The organism is Haloferax sp. SDI50 (assembly GCF_059802635.1).
This window is the reverse complement of the sequence record NZ_JBPULL010000001.1, coordinates 2,732,492-2,751,692: the sequence shown is the minus strand read 5'-3', so window position 1 is coordinate 2,751,692 and position 19,201 is coordinate 2,732,492. Positions and strand designations below refer to the sequence as shown.

Here is a 19,201-nt window from a genome sequence, read left to right as displayed (position 1 = left end):
AGGCTGGCCCGTCCGGGTCGGACTCGCTCACTCGTTGCGGGCGAACACGAGGTAGCCGGTGTGGCCGACGCCGGCGGTCGAGGGGCGCGACCCGCGGTCGTTGAAGTCCATCTGTCGCTGAATCGTCTCGAACGTCTCCACGTCCGAGAGGCCCGCCTCCCTGGCGGCTTCGACGGCCGCGCGCGTGCCCTCCACGAACGGGGAGTAGACGGCGACGTAGCCGCCGGTCACGAGCAGGTCGGGCGCGTGGCGGACGACCTCGGGCGCGTTCTCGGTGTCGAGCGTGAGCGCGTCGAACCCCGAGTCCGCGAGGTCGTCGAGTTCGTCGGTGATGTCGCCGGTTCGAACGTCGACGCGCTGTTCGACGCCCGCGAGACGCATGTTCTCGCGAGCCACGTCCGCGAACTCGGCGTCGCGTTCGAACGTCGTCACGTCGACGCCGAGGCGGCCGAGGTACGCCGAGAGGACGCCCGTGCCGGTGCCCGCGTCGAGGACCCGCTCGCCGGCCGCGATACCCGTGTGGCCGACGATGAGGCCGATATCGCGCGGCATCATCGGCGCGCCGGTGCGCTCGAAGTGGTTGAAGAGGTCCGGGCCGCGCGGCTCGCGGACGAGGAACTCCTCGCCGATGTGGGTTTCGAGCGTCTGGCCGGCTTCCACGTCCTCGGGGACGGTGAGCATCCCGAGGTCGGTGTGCAACTCGTCGCCGGGCGCGCGAAGGTACTCGCGGTCGCCGTGGACGAGGAGTATCACTCCAGTCGCGCGATGGCCGCGGCGAGGTCGCCGTCTTCGGCCTCCAGCGCTTCGCGGGCCTCGTCCTCGGGGACGCCGGCGCGCTGGGCCACGATGGCCACGTCGTCGGCCGGAATGGCGTCGGCGGCCTCGGCGGACTCAACGGACTCGTCGCCGCCGTCGTCGCCGGCACCGAGCTCTCGCGTCTCGGGCTCGCCGACGATTTGGTAGGTCTCCTGGCCCTGCGCGTCCATGCGCGTGACCTGGGCGTCGCTGAAGACGAGCTCCTCGTCGCCCGTCTTGATGACGACTTCCTCGGCATCGAGCTCCGTCACGTCGATGCCCATCTGCTTCATCATCTGCTGCATTTTACGCGGATTCATCCCGCCGCCTCCAAACATACCCGAAGCGTCGGGGTGAGCGCTCAAAAGCGTGGCGAACGTCGGTGCGCGGCGGTCGGCGCGCGTCCCGGCGGTCGCCGGCTCACTCGACCCGCGTGCTGACCGCGAGACCGCTCCCGACGGGGAGGACGATGGTCTCGTACCGCGGGTCGGCCCGCACCGCGTCGAGGAACGCCGCGATGCCGCGGGTGTCGGCGTCGGCTCCGTCGAGGGCCTCGGCCCGGCCTTCGCTCCAGTCGGTGAGCGCGTCGAAATCGACCGGGCCGCGCATCACGTTGTCAGCGACGACGACTCCGCCGACCGCGACGCGGTCGGAGACGAGGTCGAACGCCTCGGCGTAGCGGTGTTTCTGGTGGTCCAACAACACGAGGTCGAACTCGCCGTCGACGCCCTCGAACAGGTCGAGCGCGTCGCCTTCGAGGAACGTCGTCCGGCCGGCGAGGCCGGCCCGGTCGAGAAAGTCCCGCGCCATGTCGAGTTCGTGGGCGTCGTGTTCGGTCAGGAAGAGCTCGGCGCCGTCGGCCATTCCCTCCGCGAACCACGTCGCGGAGTAGCCGAAGCCGGAGCCGAACTCGAACAGCCGCGTCGCGTCCGCGAGGTGCGCGAGGACGCGGAGCACGCCGCCCGCCTCGGGGCCGATGATGGGAAAGCCGTGCTCGTCGGCGTAGGCGGCCATCTCGGACTGCACCGCGTCGTGTTCGGGCGCGGTCGCCGCGAGGAACCGCCGCGTCTCGTCGGTCAGGATATCCATGGCGAAGCAGGGCGCGCGAGCGACATAAAATCGGTCGCCGCGGCCGCGTTCGCGGGGACGCCGTCACTCTCTCGGTCGCGCGCTCACGGCCGGAGACAGCGACCGATATCCGCCGACCCGCGTACGCTTAAGTAGGGACAAACCACATCTTCGACCATGTTTGATCCCGACGAGCTCGAAGAGATTCGGGAGGCGAAAGCCGAGTGGGAAGACGAGACGCTGGGGCCGACGCTCGACCGCTTCGGGGAGCGGAAAGAGGAGTTCACGACCGACACGGGCGGCAACGTCGTCAAGCGGCTCTACACCCCGGACGACGCCGACGTGGACTACGACGAGGACGTTGGCTTCCCGGGCGAAAAGCCCTACACGCGCGGGGTGTATCCGACGATGCACCGCGGGCGGCTCTGGACGATGCGGCAGTACGCGGGCTTCGGGACGGCCGCCGAGACCAACGAGCGGTTCCGCTACCTCATCGACAACGGCTCGTCGGGGCTGTCGCTCGCGTTCGACCTGCCGACGCAGATGGGCTACGACTCCGACGCGATGATGGCCGCCGGTGAGGTGGGGAAATCCGGCGTCGCCATCGACAGCCTCCACGACATGGAGACGGTGTTCGACGGCATCGACCTCGGCGAGGTTTCCACGTCGATGACCATCAACGCCCCGGCGGCGGTGTTGCTGGCGATGTACGTCGCCCTCGGCGACAAGCAGGGCGTCCCCCGCGAGGAGCTTCGCGGCACCATCCAGAACGACATCATGAAGGAGTACATCGCGCGGAACCTCTACATCTTCCCGCCGGAGCCATCGATGCGGCTCATCACGGACATCTTCGAGTTCTGCGCGGCGGAGACGCCGAAGTTCAACACCATCTCCATCTCCGGCTACCACATCCGCGAGGCCGGGTCGACCGCCGCCCAAGAGGTCGCGTTCACTCTCGGCAACGGCATCCAGTACGTCGAGGCCGCGGTCGACGCCGGCCTCGACGTGGACGAGTTCGCCCCCCAGTTGTCCTTCTTCTTCAACGCCCACAACAACATCCTCGAAGAGGTGTCGAAGTTCCGCGCCGCCCGGCGGATGTGGGCGAAAATCATGGAAGAGCGCTTCGGCGCGGAGAACCCGAAGTCGATGCAGTTGAAGTTCCACACCCAGACCGGCGGGTCGACGCTCACCGCCCAGCAGGTCGAGAACAACGTCGTCCGGGTGGCCTATCAGGCGCTGGCGGCCGTCCTCGGCGGCACGCAGTCGCTGCACACCAACGGGAAGGACGAGGCGCTGTCACTCCCCACGGAAAAGTCGGTCCGCACGGCGCTCCGCACCCAGCAAATTCTCGCCCACGAGTCGGGCGCGGCGGACACCATCGACCCGCTGGCTGGCAGTTACTACGTCGAGGCGCTGACCGACGACATCGAAGACGAGGCGTTCGACCTGCTCGACGAGGTGGACGACCGCGGCGGCATGCTCGACGCCGTCAAAAACCAGTGGGTCCAGCGGGAGATTCAGGACGTGGCCTACGAGCGCCAACGCGAGATAGAGGAGGGCGAGCGCGTCATCGTCGGCGTCAACGAGTACCAAGTGGACGAGGAGCCGACCGTCGAGGTCCAAGAGGTCTCCGAGGAAGAAGAGCAAAAGCAGGTCGAGTCGCTCGACGCCCGGAAGGACGACCGCGACGAGGAGGCCGTCGAGGTCGCCTTGGAAGACATCCGCGCCGCCGCGAACGGCGACGAGAACCTCCTCCCGCTCATCGTCACGGCGGTCAAGGCCTACGCGACGGTCGGGGAAATCTGCGGCGTCCTCCGCGAGGAGTTCGGAGAGTACGAACCCGGCATGGCCTGAGCCGCCCCTACACTCCCGAACGACCAGCGCCGGCGACCGCCCCGCACCTCGCACCCCGCTCCCCGTGCCAACGGGTCACAAATTCTATACTTTCACCCGACCAACAATTTTTATTATCACCTCCCGAGTGAAGACAATCGAGGCTTATGATGCCGCTTATCGCGTTCTAAACCCGTCACACGCCCGGCCGCCGTCTGTCGGCGCGAGGTTCGCGCCACCAGTCGCTCGACTTTCGAGCGGCGGCCGTCGCGTTGCGGGGCTCTTCGACCGGAGAGCCCCCGGTATCGCATCCGATTGTCCCCCTCACCAGACGAATGTCACGACAACGCTCCAGAGACAGTCGTACCGGCTCCGACTACCACCCCTCGCATCACCGGCCCGCGCCCTCGCTGGCGACGCAGGCCGTCCTGCTCACCTCGATGGCCGCGGTCGTCGCGGTCGTCACCTACCCCGTGGCGTCGCTCGCGGTCGCCGTCACCGTCGCCTCCATCGTCGCCGTCGCCCGCGTCGTCGTCACCCGGGCCGACCGCTCGATGCTGACGGTCGACGTGCCCGGCGTCCCCGTCGAGGTCACGGTCGCCCGGACCGCCCGCGACTGAGGCCCGACCTGACGACGTGAACTCCACGCCGACCCCGCCTGCACGATTTCGCGCCCTCGCATCCCCACGCCCGCTCGCCTCGCGCGTCCCGCTCTTGACGCGCCCCTCCGCGCTCGCGTTCTTCTCGTCCCCGACTCGTTTCGCTCCGCTCCCGTCACTCCCCGGATTCGACGAATCGACGCCGAAGCGCCCGAGCGACCGTCACGGCGAGCATCGCTTGGAGGTAGCCGAAGACGGCGAGCGCCGGGTAGAATATCGACGTCTCGCGGACGCCGAACTCGTTGGCCGCGAGCGTGTCGAAGAAGAAGGCGGCCACCAACGCGGGGTAGTCGAGGGCCCAGATTTCTATCGGCACCACGCCGAAGAAGCCGACCGCCCACACGGCCGCGAGCGCGGCGAAGACGGCGAGCGTGGTCCGGTCCGTGGCGAGCCGGACGACTCCGCGTGCGAGCCGCCGCGGGTCGCGGTCGGCGCGTCGGGTCGGCGTCATCGTCGACTCACGCCACGTCGGCGTTCGATTCGGACGCCGATTCCGCGTCGGCGTCGGGGGCGGTGCCGCCGCCGAGTGTGACGGCGGTCCCGTAGGCCAGAATCTCCGCCGCGCCCTGCGCCACCTCGGCGGTCACGTACCGGACGCCGACGACGGCGTCGGCACCCATCGCCTCCGCCTCCGCCACCATCCGGTCTGTCGCCTCGTCGCGCGCCTCGGCCATCAGCCCGGTGTAGGACTTGAGTTCGCCGCCGACGATGTTGCGGAGCCCCTGTGTGATGTCGCGGCCGACGTTCCGGGCGCGAATCGTGTTCCCGCGGACTGCTCCCAGCGTCTCCTCGATGTCGCGGCCGACGACCGACTCCGTTGTAGTTACTATCATGACAGGAGTATCGAACCGTTTGGGTTTATCCGTTGCGCCCGACGAACTGGAGGCATGCATTTCGACCACGTCGGAATCGCCACGCCCGACGCCGCCGGGCTGGCCGCGCTGTTCGCGGAGCTGTTCGACGCGCCCGTGGCCCACGAGGAGACGTTCGACGGCATGTCGGTCGTCTTTCTCGAACTCGAAAACGGCTACTTCGAACTGCTCGAACCCCACGAGGAGGGTGCCATCTCGAAGTTCCTCGACAAGCGCGGCGGCGGCATTCACCACGTCGCCGTCGAGACCGACGACATCGAGGCCGCGCTCCGGACCGCCGAGGCCGCCGGCGTCGACCGCATCGACGAGGAGCCGCGCCCCGGCGCGTGGGGCCACGAGGTCGCCTTCCTGCACCCCAAGTCCACGGGCGGCGTCCTCGTGGAGTTCGTCTCGCACTGAGCGATGACGGGCGCTCCTGACGACGCGGCCGGTGGCGACGACTCCGAGTCGACCGAGGACGACGCAACCGCCGCCGACGCCCGCGGGTTCGCCGGGCCGATGCGCGACTGGCTCTCCCATCGGGTCGCCGCGACGCCCGACCGACAGGCGCTCATCCACGCTGCGACCGGCGACTCGTGGACCTTCCGCGAACTCGACGCGCTCGTGGACGAGACCGCCGGCCAGCTCGCCGCCCTCGGCGTCGAGGCCGGCGACCACCTCGGCGTCGTCTTGACCCCCGGCATCGACTACGTCCGACTCATCCACGCCGCGACGCGGCTCGGGGCGGTGCTCGTGCCCCTCAGCGACCGACTCACCGCCGACGAAATCGGTCGCAACGTCGAACTCGCGGACGTGACGACGCTCGTCTGCGGCGAATCCACCGAGTCGACGGCGGTCGAGGCGACGACCGACGTGCCCGTCGTCTCCGTGGACGACCCGCGCTGGGAGGGCGTCATCAACCTCTCGTCTATCGCGCCCAAGCGGGTCGAACCCGCGGGCTGGTCGCTCTCGGAGACGATGCTCCTGCTTTTCACCTCGGGGACGACCGGGACGCCGAAGGCCGTGCGGCTCACCATGGGCAACCTGCTCGCCAACGCCGTCGCCGGGGCGTTCCGACTCGGCGTCTCGCGCGACGACCGCTGGCTCGTCACGCTCTCGTTGCACCACATGGGCGGCATCGGCCCGATTCTCCGCGGCCCGCTGTACGGGACGACCGTCGTCCTCCGCGAGGGGTTCGACGCCGGCGGCGCGGCCGACGACATCGGCAAGTACGACGTGACGGGCGTCTCGCTCGTGCCGACGATGCTCACGCGGATGCTCGACAGCAGGGGGACGCTCTCGGACTCGCTCCGCGTGGTGCTCCTCGGCGGCGCGCCCGCTCCCGACGAACTCATCGAGCGCTGTCGGAACTACTCGGTGCCGGTCCACCCGACCTACGGCATGACCGAGACCGCCTCGCAGGTCGCCACGGCGACCCCGCGGGAGGCGTTCGACGACGTGGGGACCGTCGGGCGGCCGCTCTACTTCACCGACCTCCGGGTCGTCGACGGGGACGGAACCCCCGTCGAATCCGGCACGCTGGGCGAACTCGTCGTGTCGGGGCCGACCGTCTCGCCCGGCTACTACCGGAACCCCGAGGCGACCACCGAGGCGTTCACCGACGCCGGCCTCCGAACCGGCGATATCGGCTACCGCGACGACGACGGTCTCCTGTACGTCCTGAACCGGAAGGACGACCGCATCATCACCGGCGGCGAGAACGTCGACCCCGGCGAGGTCGCGGCGGTCCTGCGGGACCACCCCGACGTGGACGACGCCACCGTGCTCGGCGTCCCCGACGCCGAGTGGGGCGAGCGCGTCGCCGCCCTCGTCGTTCCCGCGGACCCGGAGAACCCACCGGACGACGACGACCTCGACGACTTCTGCCGCGAGCGACTCGCCGGGTTCAAATGCCCGCGACTGGTCGCGACCGCGGACGAACTCCCGCGGACCGTCTCGGGGACCGTCGACCGCGAGGCGGTCCGCGAGCGACTGGTCGCGGCCGAGCCCGTCGCGGAGGCCGAACCGGGGCGCGCGACCGATTACGACGACACCGACGACGATGCCGGTGACGACGACGCATCCGTCGAAGCCGAGACCGACTCCGGCGAGGCGACGCCCGCGAACGACACCGACGGGGACGCCATCGACGATGCCGAGGACGACGCCGGAGACGGCGCGGCCGTCGGAGACGCCGACCGCGACGAAGCCGAGGACGATAGTAAAGCGAGCGTCGACGGAGCCGAACGCGGCGACGCCGAGCGCGCGGAAGGCGACACCGATAACGGAGACGCCGACGCCGGCGACCGTGGTGACGAGTTCGTTCCCGACCGCGACCAGTGAGTGAACGCGCCCGCGGGTGACGCCGAATCCACAGCCCGCACCACGCCGAGTCGTTTCCAAACAATCATTACGTTTTACCACAAGAGGACACTATGGTAGGTGCTACCAACCAGACACTTCGGCCGTTTCTGTGGCGCGCGGGCAAGCTCTATCCGGACCGCGAAATCGTCTCTCGGACCGCCGAAGGGCTGGAACGCTACACGTACGCGGAGTACGAGGGGCGCGTGGCACGGCTCGCGGGGGCGCTTTCGGACGCCGGCATCGGGGACGGCGACCGGGTAGCGACGTTCTGCTGGAACCACAACCGACATTTCGAGACGTACTTCGGGGTCCCCTCGATGGGCGCGCAGTTGCACACCATCAACCCGCTTCTGCCCGACCACCACATCCAGTACATCGTCGAGAACGCGAAAGACCGCATCGTCTTCGTGGACCCGTCGCTCGCGCCGAAACTCGCCGGCGCGGTCGACGAGGACGCCTTCGCCTCCGTCGAGCAGTTCGTCGTGATGGCCTCCGAGGTACCGGACGACGTGGGCCTGTCCCCGGTGACGGACTACGAGTCGTTCATCGCTGACCACCCCGACGAGTACGACTGGCCGGACCTCCCGGAGGACCAGCCGGCGGGGATGTGTTACACCTCGGGGACGACGGGCCAGCCGAAAGGCGTCGAGTACTCCCAGCAGATGCTGTGGGCGCACACGATGGCGACGCTCCCCGAATCCGGCCTCGACATCGGCGCGAAAGACGTCATCATGCCGGTCGTCCCGATGTTCCACGTCAACGCGTGGGGCCTGCCGTTTTCGACGACCGCGGCGGGCGCGAAACACGTCTACCCCGGCCCGTCGCCGACGCCCGAGGACCTCGCGACACTCATCGAAGAGGAGGGCGTGACGATGACCGCGGGCGTGCCGACGGTGTGGCTCGGCCTGCTCGACTACCTCGACGAGCACGACGCGGACATCTCGTCGCTCGAACGCATCATCATCGGCGGGTCGGCCGCGCCCAAGTCGGTCATCCGCCGGTTCGACGAGGAACACGACGTGGACGTGCTCCACGCGTGGGGCATGACGGAGATGTCGCCGGTCGGGACCGTCGCCCACCTCAAGCCGGGGATGGAGGACCTCCCCGCCGAAGCGCAGTACGAAAAGCGCGCCAAGCAGGGCCTGCTCGCGCCGGGGCTGGAGATGCGCGTCGTCGACGACGACGGGAACGAGGTCCCGTGGGACGGCGAGGAGTTCGGCGAGCTGTGGGTCCGCGGCCCGTGGGTGACGACCGAGTACTTCGAGCGCCCCGACGCGAACGAGGAGGACTACGAGGATGGCTGGCTGAAGACCGGCGACGTGGTCACGGTGGACGAAGACGGCTACGTCCAAATCGTCGACCGGGCGAAAGACGTCATCAAATCCGGCGGGGAGTGGATTTCGTCGCTCGAACTCGAAAACAGCATCATGGCCCACGACGACGTGGCCGAGGCGACCGTCATCGGCGTCCCCCACGAACGCTGGCAGGAGCGCCCCGTGGCCTTTATCGTCCCGAAGGGCGGCGTCGACGAGGACGCGCTCAAGGCCGACCTCGTCGCGCGCGTCGAAGACGAGTTCCCGAAGTGGTGGGCCCCCGACGAGGTCGTGTTCATCGACGAGGTGCCGAAGACCGCGACCGGCAAGTTCGACAAGAAGGTGCTCCGCGACCGGTACGACGACTCGTCGCTCATCGAGGGCAAGACGCCCAATTCGGAGGCTCCGTCGGACGAATGAACGTCGGGCAACGGCTATTTTAACAAAAAACAAGTTTGAAGTTTAGACTGGTTCCATGCCTATTTTTACTGTACGATTCCATGGCGTGGTATGGAACTTCTCGACGACTCCATCGTGCCCGAACACGCCCGCGACCTCAAGCAGGAGGCCCGCGAGTTCGCAGAGGCGCACATCGAACCGGTCGCGGCGGACTACTACGAGTCCGGCGAGTACCCGCACGAAGTGCTCCAAGCGGGGATGGACGCAGGGCTCGTCGCCCAAGATATCTCCGAGGAGTACGGCGGCAAGGGCTTCGACCTCCAGCAGATGCTCGCCATCTCCGAGGAGTTCTACCGCGCCGACGCCGGTATCGCGCTGACGCTCCAGCTCGCCTCGTTCGGCTGCGAGATTATGGAGCACTACGGCAGCGAAGAACAGAAAGAGAAGTGGCTCCGCCCGGTCGCGGAAAACGAGCAGCTTTCGGGGCTCGCGGTCTCCGAGCCGCAGACCGGCTCCGACATGGCCGGCATGGAGACGACCGCCGAGAAGACCGACGACGGCTACGTCCTCAACGGCGAGAAGTACTGGGTCGGCAACGCCGTCGAGGCCGACTGGCTGACGGTGTACGCCAAGACCGCCGACACCGACGACCGCTACTCGAACTACTCGATGTTCATCGTGCCGACCGACACGCCCGGCTACGAGGCGGAACACATCCCCGAGAAGATGGGTATGCGCGCCTCCAAGCAGGGCCACATCGTCTTCGACGACTGCGAGGTGCCCGAGGAGAACCTCATCGGCACCGAGGGCGGCGGCTTCTACATGCTCGCGGACTTCTTCAACCACGGCCGCGTCATCGTCGGCGGCCACAGCCTCGGCCTCGCGGCCGCCGCCATCGAGGAGACGTGGGAATTCGTCCACGACCGGCAAGCGTTCGGGCGCAGCGTCTCGGAGTTCCAAGCGGTCCAGCACATCCTCGCCGATATGCGCATGGAGTTCGAGGCGGCCCGCGCGCTCAACTGGCGCGCCGCCGAGAAGGTCGCGAACGGCGAGGACGCCGGCTTCTGGGCGGCCGCAACGAAGACGAAATCGACCGAGACGGCGGTCGACGTGGCCGAGCGTGGCATGCAGCTCCACGGCGGCCGGTCGGTCCTCAACGAGTACAAGATTTCGCGGGTCTACCGCGACGCGCGCATCCCGGTCATCTACGAGGGCGCAAACGAGATTCAGCGCAACCTCATCTACCGACAGGGCGGGCTGTGAGCAGGCCCCGGCACGGCCCCCGGAACTGACAACTCGTTTTCCGGTTTGGCATGGCTTGACCGGAACGCAGTTACTATCTGAGCGTCGTACCTTGAGTCAGCACCAATGGTACGCACGAGCGTTATCGGCTGCGGAAACATGGGGAGCGCCCTCCTCACCGGGCTCTGGAAGGCGGGCGGCCACTCGGTCGTCGCCTGCGACCTCGACCCCGAGGCCCTCGCCGCGGTCGCCGACTACTGTGAAGAGACGACGGACGACGTGTCGCGCGCGGCCGACGCCGACGTGGTGTTCGTCGCGGTCAAGCCCGACATCGTCGAGGCCGTCCTCTCGGAACTCGATTTGTCTCCCGACCAGACTCTCGTCACCATCGCCGCGGGCGTCCCGACCGCGTTCGTCGAGGCGCACACCGACGCCCGCGTCGTTCGCATCATGCCGAACCTCGCCGCCGAGACCCGCGACATGGCGGCGGCGGCGACCGGCGACCTGACCGACGAGGTCCGCGAACTCCTCTCGGACGTGGGCGAGTTCGTCGAGGTCGAAGAGTCCCAGATGGATATCGCCACCGCGGTCAACGGCAGCGGGCCGGCCTTCGTCTTCTATCTCATCGAGGCCGTCACGCAGGCCGGTATCGCGGGCGGACTCTCCGAGGAAGACGCCGAGATTCTCGCCGCTCAGACGTTCAAGGGCGCGGCCGAGACCGTCGTCCAGGACGACCGCACCGCCGACGAACTCATCGACGCGGTCTGCTCGCCGAACGGGACGACCATCGAGGGGATGGAGGTCCTCTGGGACAGCGACGCCGACGACGCCGTCACCGAGGCGGTCGTCGCGGCCGAGCGTCGGTCGAAGGAACTCGCGGAGGAGTTCGCTGATGAGTGAACTGAGCGAGACGGCGGAGGCGTCCGAGGCGTCCGAGTCGACTGCGGCCGTCGACCCCGATGCGGTCGCCGCCGCCCGCGACGCCGCCGCCGAGGCGGACCGCGTCATCGTCAAGGCCGGCACCAACTCGCTGACCGACGAGGACTCCAACCTCGACGACGACAAACTCGACAAGCTCGTCGACGACATCGAGTCGCTGCTCTCGCGCGGTAAGGAGGTGCTGCTCGTCTCCTCGGGCGCGGTCGGGGCCGGCATCGGACGGCTCGACCACCCCACGGCGGACCGCGACACTCTCGAAGCGTCGCAGGCGCTGTCGACGGTCGGCCAGAGCCTGCTCATGCACCGCTACACCGAGAGCTTCGAGCGCTACGACCGGAAGGTCGCCCAGATACTCATCACCCAGCACGACCTGGAGAACCCCGAGCGCTTCACCAACTTCCGGAACACGGTCGAGACGCTGCTGGAGTGGGGCGTCGTGCCCATCATCAACGAGAACGACGCGGTCGCCACCGAAGAGCTCCAAATCGGAGACAACGACATGATTTCGTCGGACATCGCGGTCGGCATCGGCGTCGACCTGCTCGTGACGCTCACCGACGTGGGCGGCGTCTACACCGGCAATCCGAAGGAGGACTCCGACGCCGAGCGCATCGAAGTCGTCGGCGACAATTACAGCGACGTGGAGGACATCGTCACCGCGAGCTCGACCGGCGGCTTCGGCGGCATCCAGACGAAGGTCCGCGGCGCGCGCGACGCCGCCGAGTACGGCATCCCCGCCGTCATCGCGCGGTCGACCGAGCCCGACGTGCTGGCGAAGATAGCCGAGCGCGAATCGGTGGGAACAATGTTCCTCCCCCTCGATGGTGAACTCGATGACTGAGCGAGACACGACCGCGCAGGTCGAACGGGCACAGTCGGCGGCGCTCCGCCTCGCCAACGTCGACGCGGCCGACCGCGACGCCGCGCTCGGAGCCATCGCGGACGCCATCCGCGACAACAGCGAGGCGATTCTCGCGGCCAACCGCGAGGACGTCGAGGAGGCCGAGGCGATGCTCGCCGCCGGCGAGTACACGCAGGCGCTCGTGGACCGCCTCAAACTCGACGAGGCGAAGTTGGACGACATCGCCGGGATGGTCGAGTCCGTCGCCGAGCAGGACGACCCGCTCGGCGAGACGCTGGAAGCGCGCGAACTGGACGAGGACCTCGAACTGTACAAACTCTCGGTCCCCATCGGCGTCGTGGCGACCATCTTCGAGTCGCGGCCCGACGCGCTGGTCCAAATCGCCGCGCTGGCGCTGAAGTCCGGTAACGCCGTCATCCTCAAGGGCGGCAGCGAGGCCAGCGAGTCGAACCGCGTGCTGTACGAGACGATTCTGTCCGCCACCGAGGAGCTGCCCGACGGCTGGGCGACGCTCATCGAAGCCCACGAGGAGGTCGACCGCCTGCTCGAACTCGACGACATGGTCGACCTCGTGATGCCCCGCGGCTCCTCGGAATTCGTCAGCTACATCCAGGACAACACCCAGATTCCCGTCCTCGGCCACACCGAGGGTATCTGTCACGTCTACGTCGACGAGGCGGCCGACCTCGACATGGCCGCGGACATCGCGCTCGACGCGAAGGTGCAGTACCCCGCGGTCTGCAACGCCGTCGAGACGCTCCTCGTCGACGAGTCGGTCGCCGCCGACTTCCTGCCGACGGTCGTCGAGCGCTACCGCGACGAGGGCGTCGTCCTCCGCGGCGACGAGGCGACCCGCGAACACGTCGATATCGACCCCGCGACCGACGACGACTGGGACACCGAGTACGGCGACCTCGAACTCTCCGTCAAGGTCGTCTCGGACCTGTACGACGCGGTCGACCACATCAACGCCCACGGCTCGAAACACACCGAGTCCATCGTCACCGACGACGCCGAGCGTGCGGAGACGTTCATGACCGGCGTCGACGCCGCCAGCGTCTTCCACAACGCCTCGACCCGCTTCGCCGACGGCTACCGCTACGGCCTCGGCGCCGAGGTGGGCATCTCGACGGGCAAGATTCACGCCCGCGGCCCGGTCGGTCTCGAAGGGCTGACGACCTACAAGTACTACCTCGAAGGCGACGGCCAGTTGGTCGCCACCTACGCCGGCGAGGACGCCGTCCCCTTCACCCACGAGGCGCTCGACGCCGACTGGACCCCCGGCCACCGAAGCCGTCGGGACTGACTGACCACGTCGACCGTTCGGGCCGATTTTTCGCGGCAAACAGAACTATATCCCTGACAGTCGCCTCTCCGGTAGAGTCGCTTTCGGCCGCGACTCGGTGACTCAATGGACTTAGACGAATTCGTCAGCGCGCACGCACCGTCCGAAGGCGGCGACTCCTTCGAACTCGAAAACTCGAAGCTCCTCGACGTGGCCCTCGACGGGAACGTCATGGCGAAAGCCGGGTCGATGGTCGGCTACACCGGCGACATCTCCTTCGAGCGCAAGTCCGCCGGCGGCCTAAAAGGGATGCTCAAGAAGAAGGCCACGGGCGAGGGCGACGTCATGATGCAGGCGACCGGAACCGGCCACCTCTATCTCGCAGACCAGGCCAAGGAGGTCCAGATTCTCGAACTCGACGCGGGCGAGGAGCTGAGCGTCAACGGCAACGACGTGCTCGCGTTCGAGTCGAGCGTGAACTGGGACATCAAGATGCTGACGAGCGTCGCCGGCACCTCCTCGGGCGGCCTGTTCAACGTCTTCCTCGAAGGCCCCGGCCACGTCGCCCTCACGACCCACGGCGAACCCATCGTCCTCCAGACGCCGGCGAAGACCGACCCCAACGCGACCGTCGCGTGGAGCGGCAACGTCTCGCCGTCGTCGAACCGCGACATCAACATCAAGGGCCTGCTCGGCCGCTCGTCGGGCGAGTCCTACCAGCTCGAATTCGCGGACGAGGGCGGCTTCGTCATCGTCCAACCGTTCGAGGAAGTCGGCCCCAGTCAGTAGCGTAGCGACCGTTCGCTCCGGGTTTTCACCGTCGCTCGTCGACCGCGTTCGCCGCGCGGGCCGACACGGCGCGGGCCGAAACGACGCGTATCTCTAGTGCCCGACGGAGATATATTGACTGCCTGAACGGTTATGCCGGCTCCGTCCTAACCCCGGAATATGGGTGACATCAGCGTCCACCTGGTCGACCGCGGCCGCGTTCACGCGGACACCGGCTACGTCCTCGACGGCTACTCCATGGGGAGCGCGTCGAACCCGAACCCCGACCACGAGATGAGCGAGTTCGTCGTCTGGAACGCCGTCGTCGACGGCCCCGACCGGACGGTGCTGTGGGACACCGGCTCGAACCCGGCCGCCGCCGACGGCTACTGGCCCGACCCGCTGTACGAGGCGTTTTCGCACGTCGATGCCGCGGACCACACGCTCGAAGGCGACCTCGGCGCGGTCGGCTACGACCCCGCCGACATCGACGCGGTGGTGATGAGCCACCTGCATCTCGATCACGCGGGCGGCCTCGTCGAGTTCGCGGGCACAGACGTGCCGATATACGTCCACGAGGAGGAACTGAAGTTCGCCTACTACTCGGCGAAGACGACAGAGGGCTCCATCGCGTACCTCGCCTCCGACTTCGACCGCGACCTGAACTGGCACGTCGTCCACGGCGACGAACACACGCTGTTCGACGGCTTCCGGCTCATTCACCTGCCGGGTCACACTCCCGGCGTGCTGGGCGCGCACATCGAAACGCCCGATGGCGACGTGCTCGTCGCGGGCGACGAGTGTTACGTCGAGGGCAACTACGCGGACGAAGTGCCGCTCGGCCCCGGCCTGCTGTGGAGCGAACGCGACTGGTTCGAGAGCCTCCAGACGGTGAAGGAACTCGAACGCCGGACCGGCGGCGACGTGCTGTTCGGCCACGACCTCGCCCGCTTCGAGTCGTTCGGCGCGGGCTGGAACGTCTGAATCGGACGACGGCGCGCGCGTCGGATTCTGATTTTCTGGATTCATTCGATGGCCGGCCGACGGCGACCGCTCTCGTCGCGTCCGAAGAGGGTGAAAAGGGGAACCTCAGGGATGGTGGGAATGGGTGGGTGAGGCGGGTGGAGTGGGGGAGGGGTTGGAGGATTGGTTGGCTGTGGGAGACGACGGCCCGGCCTAAATCATGAGCTGTACGTCGGCGTCGGCCATGTGCTGGAGGGCCGTCGCCGCGCCGACGCCGGTGGTGACGCCGTCGTAGAACTCGGCTTCGTCGTAGCCCATCAGTTCGATGGTCATCTGGCAGGCCTGGAGGTCGACGCCCATGTCGAGGGAGGTCTCGATGAGTTCCTCGACGGTCGCGGTCCCGTTTTCCTGAATCTTCTTTTCCATCATGCTCGTGGCGACGGAGTCCATGAAGGGCAACGCGGCGACGGCGTTCGGCATCGGCATGCTCGGGTTGCCGACCGCGCTGAGCTTCAGATTCTTCGACTTCTCCTCGTGGAGGATGTCGAGCCCCCAGAACGTGTGGAACACCACGACGTCCCAGCCGAATGCGGCCGCCGTGCTGGCGAGGATGAGCGGCGGGTACGCCATGTCGAGGGTGCCTTTGGTCGCGATGATGGTCATCGACTTCTGGCCGTCGTCGTCGGTCGCCTCCCGGAGGTCGGAGACGTCTTCTTGCAGGGCTTGGACCTGCGCGCGGAGGTCTTCGACGGAGGCGGCTCCCGCGTCGACGGGCGCGTCGGCGTCCGAACTCATTCCTTCTGGATGAAGTGACGGAAGACCGCGTCGCCGTCTTCCTCGGCCTCTTCCTGTTCGAGCATGGAGACGCCGTCGGTGGCGTCGGCCCAGCCCTTCAGGTCGCTCATACTGCCGGAGTCGGTCGCGACGACCCGCAGAATCTCGCCGCTTTCGAGGTCGTCGACCGCGCCGCGGGTCTTGACGACGGGCATCGGGCAGGACAGTCCTTTCACGTCGAGGGTCTCGGTGGGTTCGTATGTACTCATTTTCGAGGTCACCTGTGTTGGGTGTGTTCCACAATATAAGGGTGCTTCGTAAAAGTGTGTCGCTTCTTGGGTAGACTACACAATATCTAATCAGCTGCGTCTATCCGGGGTATTCGGACGTTTTACGGGCTTAAGAACCATTGTGCGCTCACGTGGGTGCAAAATCGCACTATATTTGGATGATATCTGCGGGATGAATATTGCAGAAAATCCAAACTACCATCCGAAAGCTTAAGTCTAATCACCCGATAGTGGGTGATGCATACATGACCGTTCCAGACCTGCCGGAACTCGACGTCGACGTGCCAGTCATCGAACCCGAGGCGCTGAAAGCCCGCATCGACGAGGGCGAGGCGCTCACCATCCTCGACAACCGCGTGCCGTCGGAACACGAGGACTGGCGCATCGACGGCGAGAACGTCTCGCACGTCAACATCCCCTACTTCGAGTTCCTCGACGAGGAGCTCGACGAGTCGCTGTTCGAAGAGCTGCCCGAAGACGAGGAGTTCGTCGTCCTCTGTGCGAAGGGTCACTCCTCGGAGTACGTCGCCGGGCTCCTGATTCAGGAGGGCTACGACGCCGTGGCGCTCGAACGCGGCATGAACGGCTGGGCGAGCGTCTACGAGTACACCGAACTGGAGACCGACGGCGACGCGCTCGTCGCGCAGTACCAGCGCCCCTCCAGCGGTTGTCTGGCGTACCTCGTCGTCGACGGTGACGAGGCGGCCGTCGTCGACCCGCTCCGCTACTTCGCCGACGAGTACGTCGCCGACGCGAAGGCGCTCGGCGCTGAACTCAAGTACGCCGTCGACACGCACATCCACGCGGACCACATCAGCGGCGTCCGCACGCTGGTCGAAGACCATGGCGTCACGGGCGTCATCCCCGAGGCCGCCGAGGACCGCGGCGTCGACTACGACACGCCCTACGACACAATCGCGGATGGCGAGACGCTCACCGTCGGCGACACCGACATCGAGGCCATCCACACGCCGGGTCACACGACCGGCATGACGACCTACAAGGTCGACAACGTGCTCTTTACGGGTGACGGCCTGTTCATCGAATCGGTCGCCCGCCCCGACCTCGAAGACGGCGACGAGGGCGCGCCCGACGCGGCCGGACTGCTCTACGACTCGCTTCAAGAGCGCGTCCTCTCGCACGACGACGACGCCATCGTCGCCTCCGCGCACTTCAGCGACGCGGCAATCCCGGCCGACGACGGCAGCTACACCGCCACGCTCGGGGAACTGAAGGAGACGATGAATGCACTGTCGATGCCCAAAGACGAGTTCGTGGAGTTCATCCTCTCGGATATGCCGCCGCGGCCGGCCAACTACGTCGATATCATCGAGACGAACCTCGGCGTGCAGGAGTCGGACGACGACCGCGCCTTCGAGCTCGAACTCGGGCCGAACAACTGCGCGGCCAGCAACGAAGCTCTGACGAACTAAATGTCGGGTCTGACGCCGCTCCTCGTCGACGGGCTCTTCCCGAACGGTATCGCGCACTACGCGCTCGGCGGCCTCCTCATCGGACTCGGGACCGCCGTCATCTACCTCGGGACGGGCGTCATCGCCGGCGCGAGCACCTTCCTCGAATCGACGCTGTCGTACGTCTCCGACCTCCCGCGGTTCAACAAGGCGAAGTACGTCGCCTCGCGGGACTGGCGGGTCGTGTTCACCCTGAGCATCGTCGCCGGGGCCGCACTCTACACCGTCCTGTTCGGTGACGGCTGGTGGGTCTCCGACGTGCAGCCGTGGCGCTTCGCCGTCGGCGGCGTGCTCGTCGGCGTCGGCACCCGCATCGGGAAGGGGTGTACGTCCGGCCACGGGGTCTGCGGCGTCGGCTCGCGCTCGCGGACCTCGCTGGTCAACGTCGCCACCTTCATGCTCGTCGCCATCGGGGTCGCACAGCTCCTGAGCGCGCTGGGGGTGTCGCCGTGAGCGACGACGAACGCGGACTCGGGTTCATGCTGGTCGTCGTCGCGGGCGGCCTGATATTCGGGTTCGGTCTCGCCGTCAGCAACATGGCCCGCCCGGAGGTCGTCCTCGATTTCCTCCAGTTCGACGACTTCGGCCTCGTCTTCGTGATGGGCGGGGCCGCCGTCGTCACCGGGACCGTCTTCGCGCTCGCCGAGGCGTTCGGTGACCGCGCGCCCCTCACCGGACGCGACTACGGCCGCCGGCTGAAGTCGTTCGACAAGAACGTCGTCGTCGGCGGGGTCGTCTTCGGTGCCGGCTGGGGAATCTCGGGCATCTGCCCGGGTGCGGCCTACGCCAGCCTCGGCGTCGGCAACTACCCAATCCTCATCGCCATCGGCGGGATGTTCGTCGGCGCGTACCTCCAGGGGCTCTGGCGCGCCCGCCGCGCCGACAGCGCCGCGACCGGCACCGCCGCCGACTGAGCCGCCCCGCCGAATCGGATTTCGCTCGTCTCCTGCTTTCACCTCTCGACCGCAGAGCGACGGCGACGAAGTGCCCGACGCCCCCGTCGGTGAACCGCTGTCCCGGGCGACGACTCGACTCGACTCGCGCGCGCCGTCGAGCGGTTGGCGTCTGTCGTCGCCAGCCGCGGACCGTTCGACGCTCGCCGTAGCCCCCGAAAACAACGCTGTGAGCGTCTCTCGGGTGTGATATCTCCAATTCGACATTTGAGAAGATAGTATTGTACAATAATCAAATAACTATTTTTGTCATAGATAGCGGACAAATATGTTCGTAACGTCGCCTGATACAAAATATGACTCGGCTGAGTGGTATCTGTGTGTTCACCCTGTAACTTATACGTATGCGATAGCAATATGGTCTTGTATAG

21 protein-coding genes are annotated in these 19,201 nt (G+C 67.2%); 14 read left to right on the top strand and 7 right to left on the bottom strand.

The window, feature by feature from the left end; all coding sequences use genetic code 11:
• Positions 1-27: 27 nt before the first annotated feature.
• The 3 genes from ACSR87_RS14565 to ACSR87_RS14555 all read right to left on the bottom strand — a co-directional run bounded on the left by ACSR87_RS14565 (position 28) and on the right by ACSR87_RS14555 (position 1,884).
• Positions 28-753, bottom strand: a complete 726-nt coding sequence (locus tag ACSR87_RS14565; protein ID WP_008574124.1) for a methyltransferase domain-containing protein — start codon at positions 751-753, stop codon at positions 28-30.
• Positions 750-1,133 (bottom strand): nascent polypeptide-associated complex protein, encoded by a 384-nt coding sequence (locus ACSR87_RS14560; protein ID WP_498530948.1) that lies wholly within the window; start codon positions 1,131-1,133, stop codon positions 750-752. The genes ACSR87_RS14565 and ACSR87_RS14560 overlap by 4 nt, the downstream gene beginning before the upstream one ends.
• Before the next feature lie 82 nt (positions 1,134-1,215).
• Positions 1,216-1,884, bottom strand: a complete 669-nt coding sequence (locus tag ACSR87_RS14555) for an O-methyltransferase (protein ID WP_498530947.1) — start codon at positions 1,882-1,884, stop codon at positions 1,216-1,218.
• 156 nt (positions 1,885-2,040) lie between these two features.
• On the opposite strand from ACSR87_RS14555, the gene ACSR87_RS14550 reads away from it, so the two are divergent.
• A complete protein-coding gene (locus ACSR87_RS14550) occupies positions 2,041-3,717 on the top strand; it encodes an acyl-CoA mutase large subunit family protein (RefSeq protein ID WP_498530946.1) in 1,677 nt (558 codons plus the stop codon).
• Between the two features lie 314 nt (positions 3,718-4,031).
• The gene (locus ACSR87_RS14545; protein WP_498530945.1) at positions 4,032-4,316 is read left to right on the top strand and encodes a hypothetical protein; all 285 of its coding nucleotides are present in this window, start codon (positions 4,032-4,034) and stop codon (positions 4,314-4,316) included.
• 154 nt (positions 4,317-4,470) lie between these two features.
• On the opposite strand, the gene ACSR87_RS14540 is transcribed toward ACSR87_RS14545, so the two are convergent.
• The gene (locus ACSR87_RS14540; RefSeq protein WP_498530944.1) at positions 4,471-4,806 is read right to left on the bottom strand and encodes a hypothetical protein; all 336 of its coding nucleotides are present in this window, start codon (positions 4,804-4,806) and stop codon (positions 4,471-4,473) included.
• 7 nt (positions 4,807-4,813) lie between these two features.
• Complete coding sequence (locus ACSR87_RS14535) at positions 4,814-5,188, bottom strand: YbjQ family protein (RefSeq protein ID WP_008574102.1); 375 nt, start codon at positions 5,186-5,188, stop codon at positions 4,814-4,816.
• 54 nt (positions 5,189-5,242) lie between these two features.
• Between ACSR87_RS14535 and mce the strand changes: the two genes are divergently transcribed.
• From mce to ACSR87_RS14490, 9 genes are all read left to right on the top strand, one after another.
• Entirely contained in the window at positions 5,243-5,626 is a 384-nt protein-coding gene (gene mce / locus ACSR87_RS14530; protein ID WP_004043563.1) for a methylmalonyl-CoA epimerase, read from the top strand.
• 3 nt (positions 5,627-5,629) lie between these two features.
• Complete coding sequence (gene menE / locus ACSR87_RS14525; RefSeq protein ID WP_498530943.1) at positions 5,630-7,549, top strand: o-succinylbenzoate--CoA ligase; 1,920 nt, start codon at positions 5,630-5,632, stop codon at positions 7,547-7,549.
• 92 nt (positions 7,550-7,641) lie between these two features.
• The gene (locus ACSR87_RS14520; RefSeq protein ID WP_498530942.1) at positions 7,642-9,303 is read left to right on the top strand and encodes a long-chain fatty acid--CoA ligase; all 1,662 of its coding nucleotides are present in this window, start codon (positions 7,642-7,644) and stop codon (positions 9,301-9,303) included.
• 90 nt (positions 9,304-9,393) lie between these two features.
• Entirely contained in the window at positions 9,394-10,545 is a 1,152-nt protein-coding gene (locus tag ACSR87_RS14515; protein WP_282350256.1) for an acyl-CoA dehydrogenase family protein, read from the top strand.
• A gap of 105 nt (positions 10,546-10,650) precedes the next feature.
• Positions 10,651-11,424 (top strand): pyrroline-5-carboxylate reductase, encoded by a 774-nt coding sequence (gene proC / locus ACSR87_RS14510; RefSeq protein WP_081597031.1) that lies wholly within the window; start codon positions 10,651-10,653, stop codon positions 11,422-11,424.
• Positions 11,417-12,304 (top strand): glutamate 5-kinase, encoded by an 888-nt coding sequence (gene proB, locus ACSR87_RS14505; protein ID WP_004063480.1) that lies wholly within the window; start codon positions 11,417-11,419, stop codon positions 12,302-12,304. The genes proC and proB overlap by 8 nt, the downstream gene beginning before the upstream one ends.
• Positions 12,297-13,631 (top strand): glutamate-5-semialdehyde dehydrogenase, encoded by a 1,335-nt coding sequence (locus ACSR87_RS14500; RefSeq protein ID WP_115859950.1) that lies wholly within the window; start codon positions 12,297-12,299, stop codon positions 13,629-13,631. The genes proB and ACSR87_RS14500 overlap by 8 nt, the downstream gene beginning before the upstream one ends.
• A 105-nt stretch (positions 13,632-13,736) precedes the next feature.
• Positions 13,737-14,399 carry an AIM24 family protein gene (locus ACSR87_RS14495; RefSeq protein WP_498530941.1) on the top strand — a complete coding sequence of 221 codons (663 nt, stop codon included), beginning with the start codon at positions 13,737-13,739 and terminating at the stop codon, positions 14,397-14,399.
• A 159-nt stretch (positions 14,400-14,558) separates the two neighbouring features.
• A complete protein-coding gene (locus ACSR87_RS14490) occupies positions 14,559-15,362 on the top strand; it encodes an N-acyl homoserine lactonase family protein (protein WP_498530940.1) in 804 nt (267 codons plus the stop codon).
• 192 nt (positions 15,363-15,554) lie between these two features.
• Here the strand turns inward: ACSR87_RS14490 and ACSR87_RS14485 are convergent, their stop codons facing one another.
• Both ACSR87_RS14485 and ACSR87_RS14480 read right to left on the bottom strand, forming a co-directional pair.
• Complete coding sequence (locus ACSR87_RS14485) at positions 15,555-16,136, bottom strand: DsrE/DsrF/DrsH-like family protein (RefSeq protein WP_498530939.1); 582 nt, start codon at positions 16,134-16,136, stop codon at positions 15,555-15,557.
• Positions 16,133-16,384: a sulfurtransferase TusA family protein gene (locus tag ACSR87_RS14480; protein ID WP_498530938.1), complete on the bottom strand. Its 252-nt coding sequence runs from the start codon at positions 16,382-16,384 to the stop codon at positions 16,133-16,135. The genes ACSR87_RS14485 and ACSR87_RS14480 overlap by 4 nt, the downstream gene beginning before the upstream one ends.
• Positions 16,385-16,650: 266 nt before the next feature.
• On the opposite strand from ACSR87_RS14480, the gene ACSR87_RS14475 reads away from it, so the two are divergent.
• Genes ACSR87_RS14475 through ACSR87_RS14465 form a run of 3 tightly spaced genes read left to right on the top strand, consistent with a single transcriptional unit; the run spans position 16,651 to position 18,791 of the window.
• Positions 16,651-17,838, top strand: a complete 1,188-nt coding sequence (locus tag ACSR87_RS14475) for an MBL fold metallo-hydrolase (protein ID WP_498530937.1) — start codon at positions 16,651-16,653, stop codon at positions 17,836-17,838.
• On the top strand, positions 17,839-18,330 hold the full coding sequence (locus ACSR87_RS14470; RefSeq protein ID WP_004043575.1) for a YeeE/YedE family protein: 492 nt from the start codon (positions 17,839-17,841) through the stop codon (positions 18,328-18,330).
• Positions 18,327-18,791 (top strand): DUF6691 family protein, encoded by a 465-nt coding sequence (locus ACSR87_RS14465; RefSeq protein ID WP_004063487.1) that lies wholly within the window; start codon positions 18,327-18,329, stop codon positions 18,789-18,791. Before ACSR87_RS14470 ends, ACSR87_RS14465 begins: the two co-directional genes overlap by 4 nt.
• The last annotated feature ends 410 nt before the right edge of the window (positions 18,792-19,201 follow it).

Bases quoted from the DNA above. Each gene is read 5' to 3' on its own strand.
- ACSR87_RS14560 (WP_498530948.1), bottom strand. From the start codon at position 1,133: ATGTTTGGAGGCGGCGGGATGAATCCGCGTAAAATGCAGCAGATGATG.
- ACSR87_RS14555 (WP_498530947.1), bottom strand. From the start codon at position 1,884: ATGGATATCCTGACCGACGAGACGCGGCGGTTCCTCGCGGCGACCGCG.
- ACSR87_RS14550 (WP_498530946.1), top strand. From the start codon at position 2,041: ATGTTTGATCCCGACGAGCTCGAAGAGATTCGGGAGGCGAAAGCCGAG.
- ACSR87_RS14545 (WP_498530945.1), top strand. From the start codon at position 4,032: ATGTCACGACAACGCTCCAGAGACAGTCGTACCGGCTCCGACTACCAC.
- ACSR87_RS14540 (WP_498530944.1), bottom strand. From the start codon at position 4,806: ATGACGCCGACCCGACGCGCCGACCGCGACCCGCGGCGGCTCGCACGC.
- ACSR87_RS14535 (WP_008574102.1), bottom strand. From the start codon at position 5,188: ATGATAGTAACTACAACGGAGTCGGTCGTCGGCCGCGACATCGAGGAG.
- mce (WP_004043563.1), top strand. From the start codon at position 5,243: ATGCATTTCGACCACGTCGGAATCGCCACGCCCGACGCCGCCGGGCTG.
- menE (WP_498530943.1), top strand. From the start codon at position 5,630: ATGACGGGCGCTCCTGACGACGCGGCCGGTGGCGACGACTCCGAGTCG.
- ACSR87_RS14520 (WP_498530942.1), top strand. From the start codon at position 7,642: ATGGTAGGTGCTACCAACCAGACACTTCGGCCGTTTCTGTGGCGCGCG.
- ACSR87_RS14515 (WP_282350256.1), top strand. From the start codon at position 9,394: ATGGAACTTCTCGACGACTCCATCGTGCCCGAACACGCCCGCGACCTC.
- proC (WP_081597031.1), top strand. From the start codon at position 10,651: ATGGTACGCACGAGCGTTATCGGCTGCGGAAACATGGGGAGCGCCCTC.
- proB (WP_004063480.1), top strand. From the start codon at position 11,417: ATGAGTGAACTGAGCGAGACGGCGGAGGCGTCCGAGGCGTCCGAGTCG.
- ACSR87_RS14500 (WP_115859950.1), top strand. From the start codon at position 12,297: ATGACTGAGCGAGACACGACCGCGCAGGTCGAACGGGCACAGTCGGCG.
- ACSR87_RS14495 (WP_498530941.1), top strand. From the start codon at position 13,737: ATGGACTTAGACGAATTCGTCAGCGCGCACGCACCGTCCGAAGGCGGC.
- ACSR87_RS14490 (WP_498530940.1), top strand. From the start codon at position 14,559: ATGGGTGACATCAGCGTCCACCTGGTCGACCGCGGCCGCGTTCACGCG.
- ACSR87_RS14485 (WP_498530939.1), bottom strand. From the start codon at position 16,136: ATGAGTTCGGACGCCGACGCGCCCGTCGACGCGGGAGCCGCCTCCGTC.
- ACSR87_RS14480 (WP_498530938.1), bottom strand. From the start codon at position 16,384: ATGAGTACATACGAACCCACCGAGACCCTCGACGTGAAAGGACTGTCC.
- ACSR87_RS14475 (WP_498530937.1), top strand. From the start codon at position 16,651: ATGACCGTTCCAGACCTGCCGGAACTCGACGTCGACGTGCCAGTCATC.
- ACSR87_RS14470 (WP_004043575.1), top strand. From the start codon at position 17,839: ATGTCGGGTCTGACGCCGCTCCTCGTCGACGGGCTCTTCCCGAACGGT.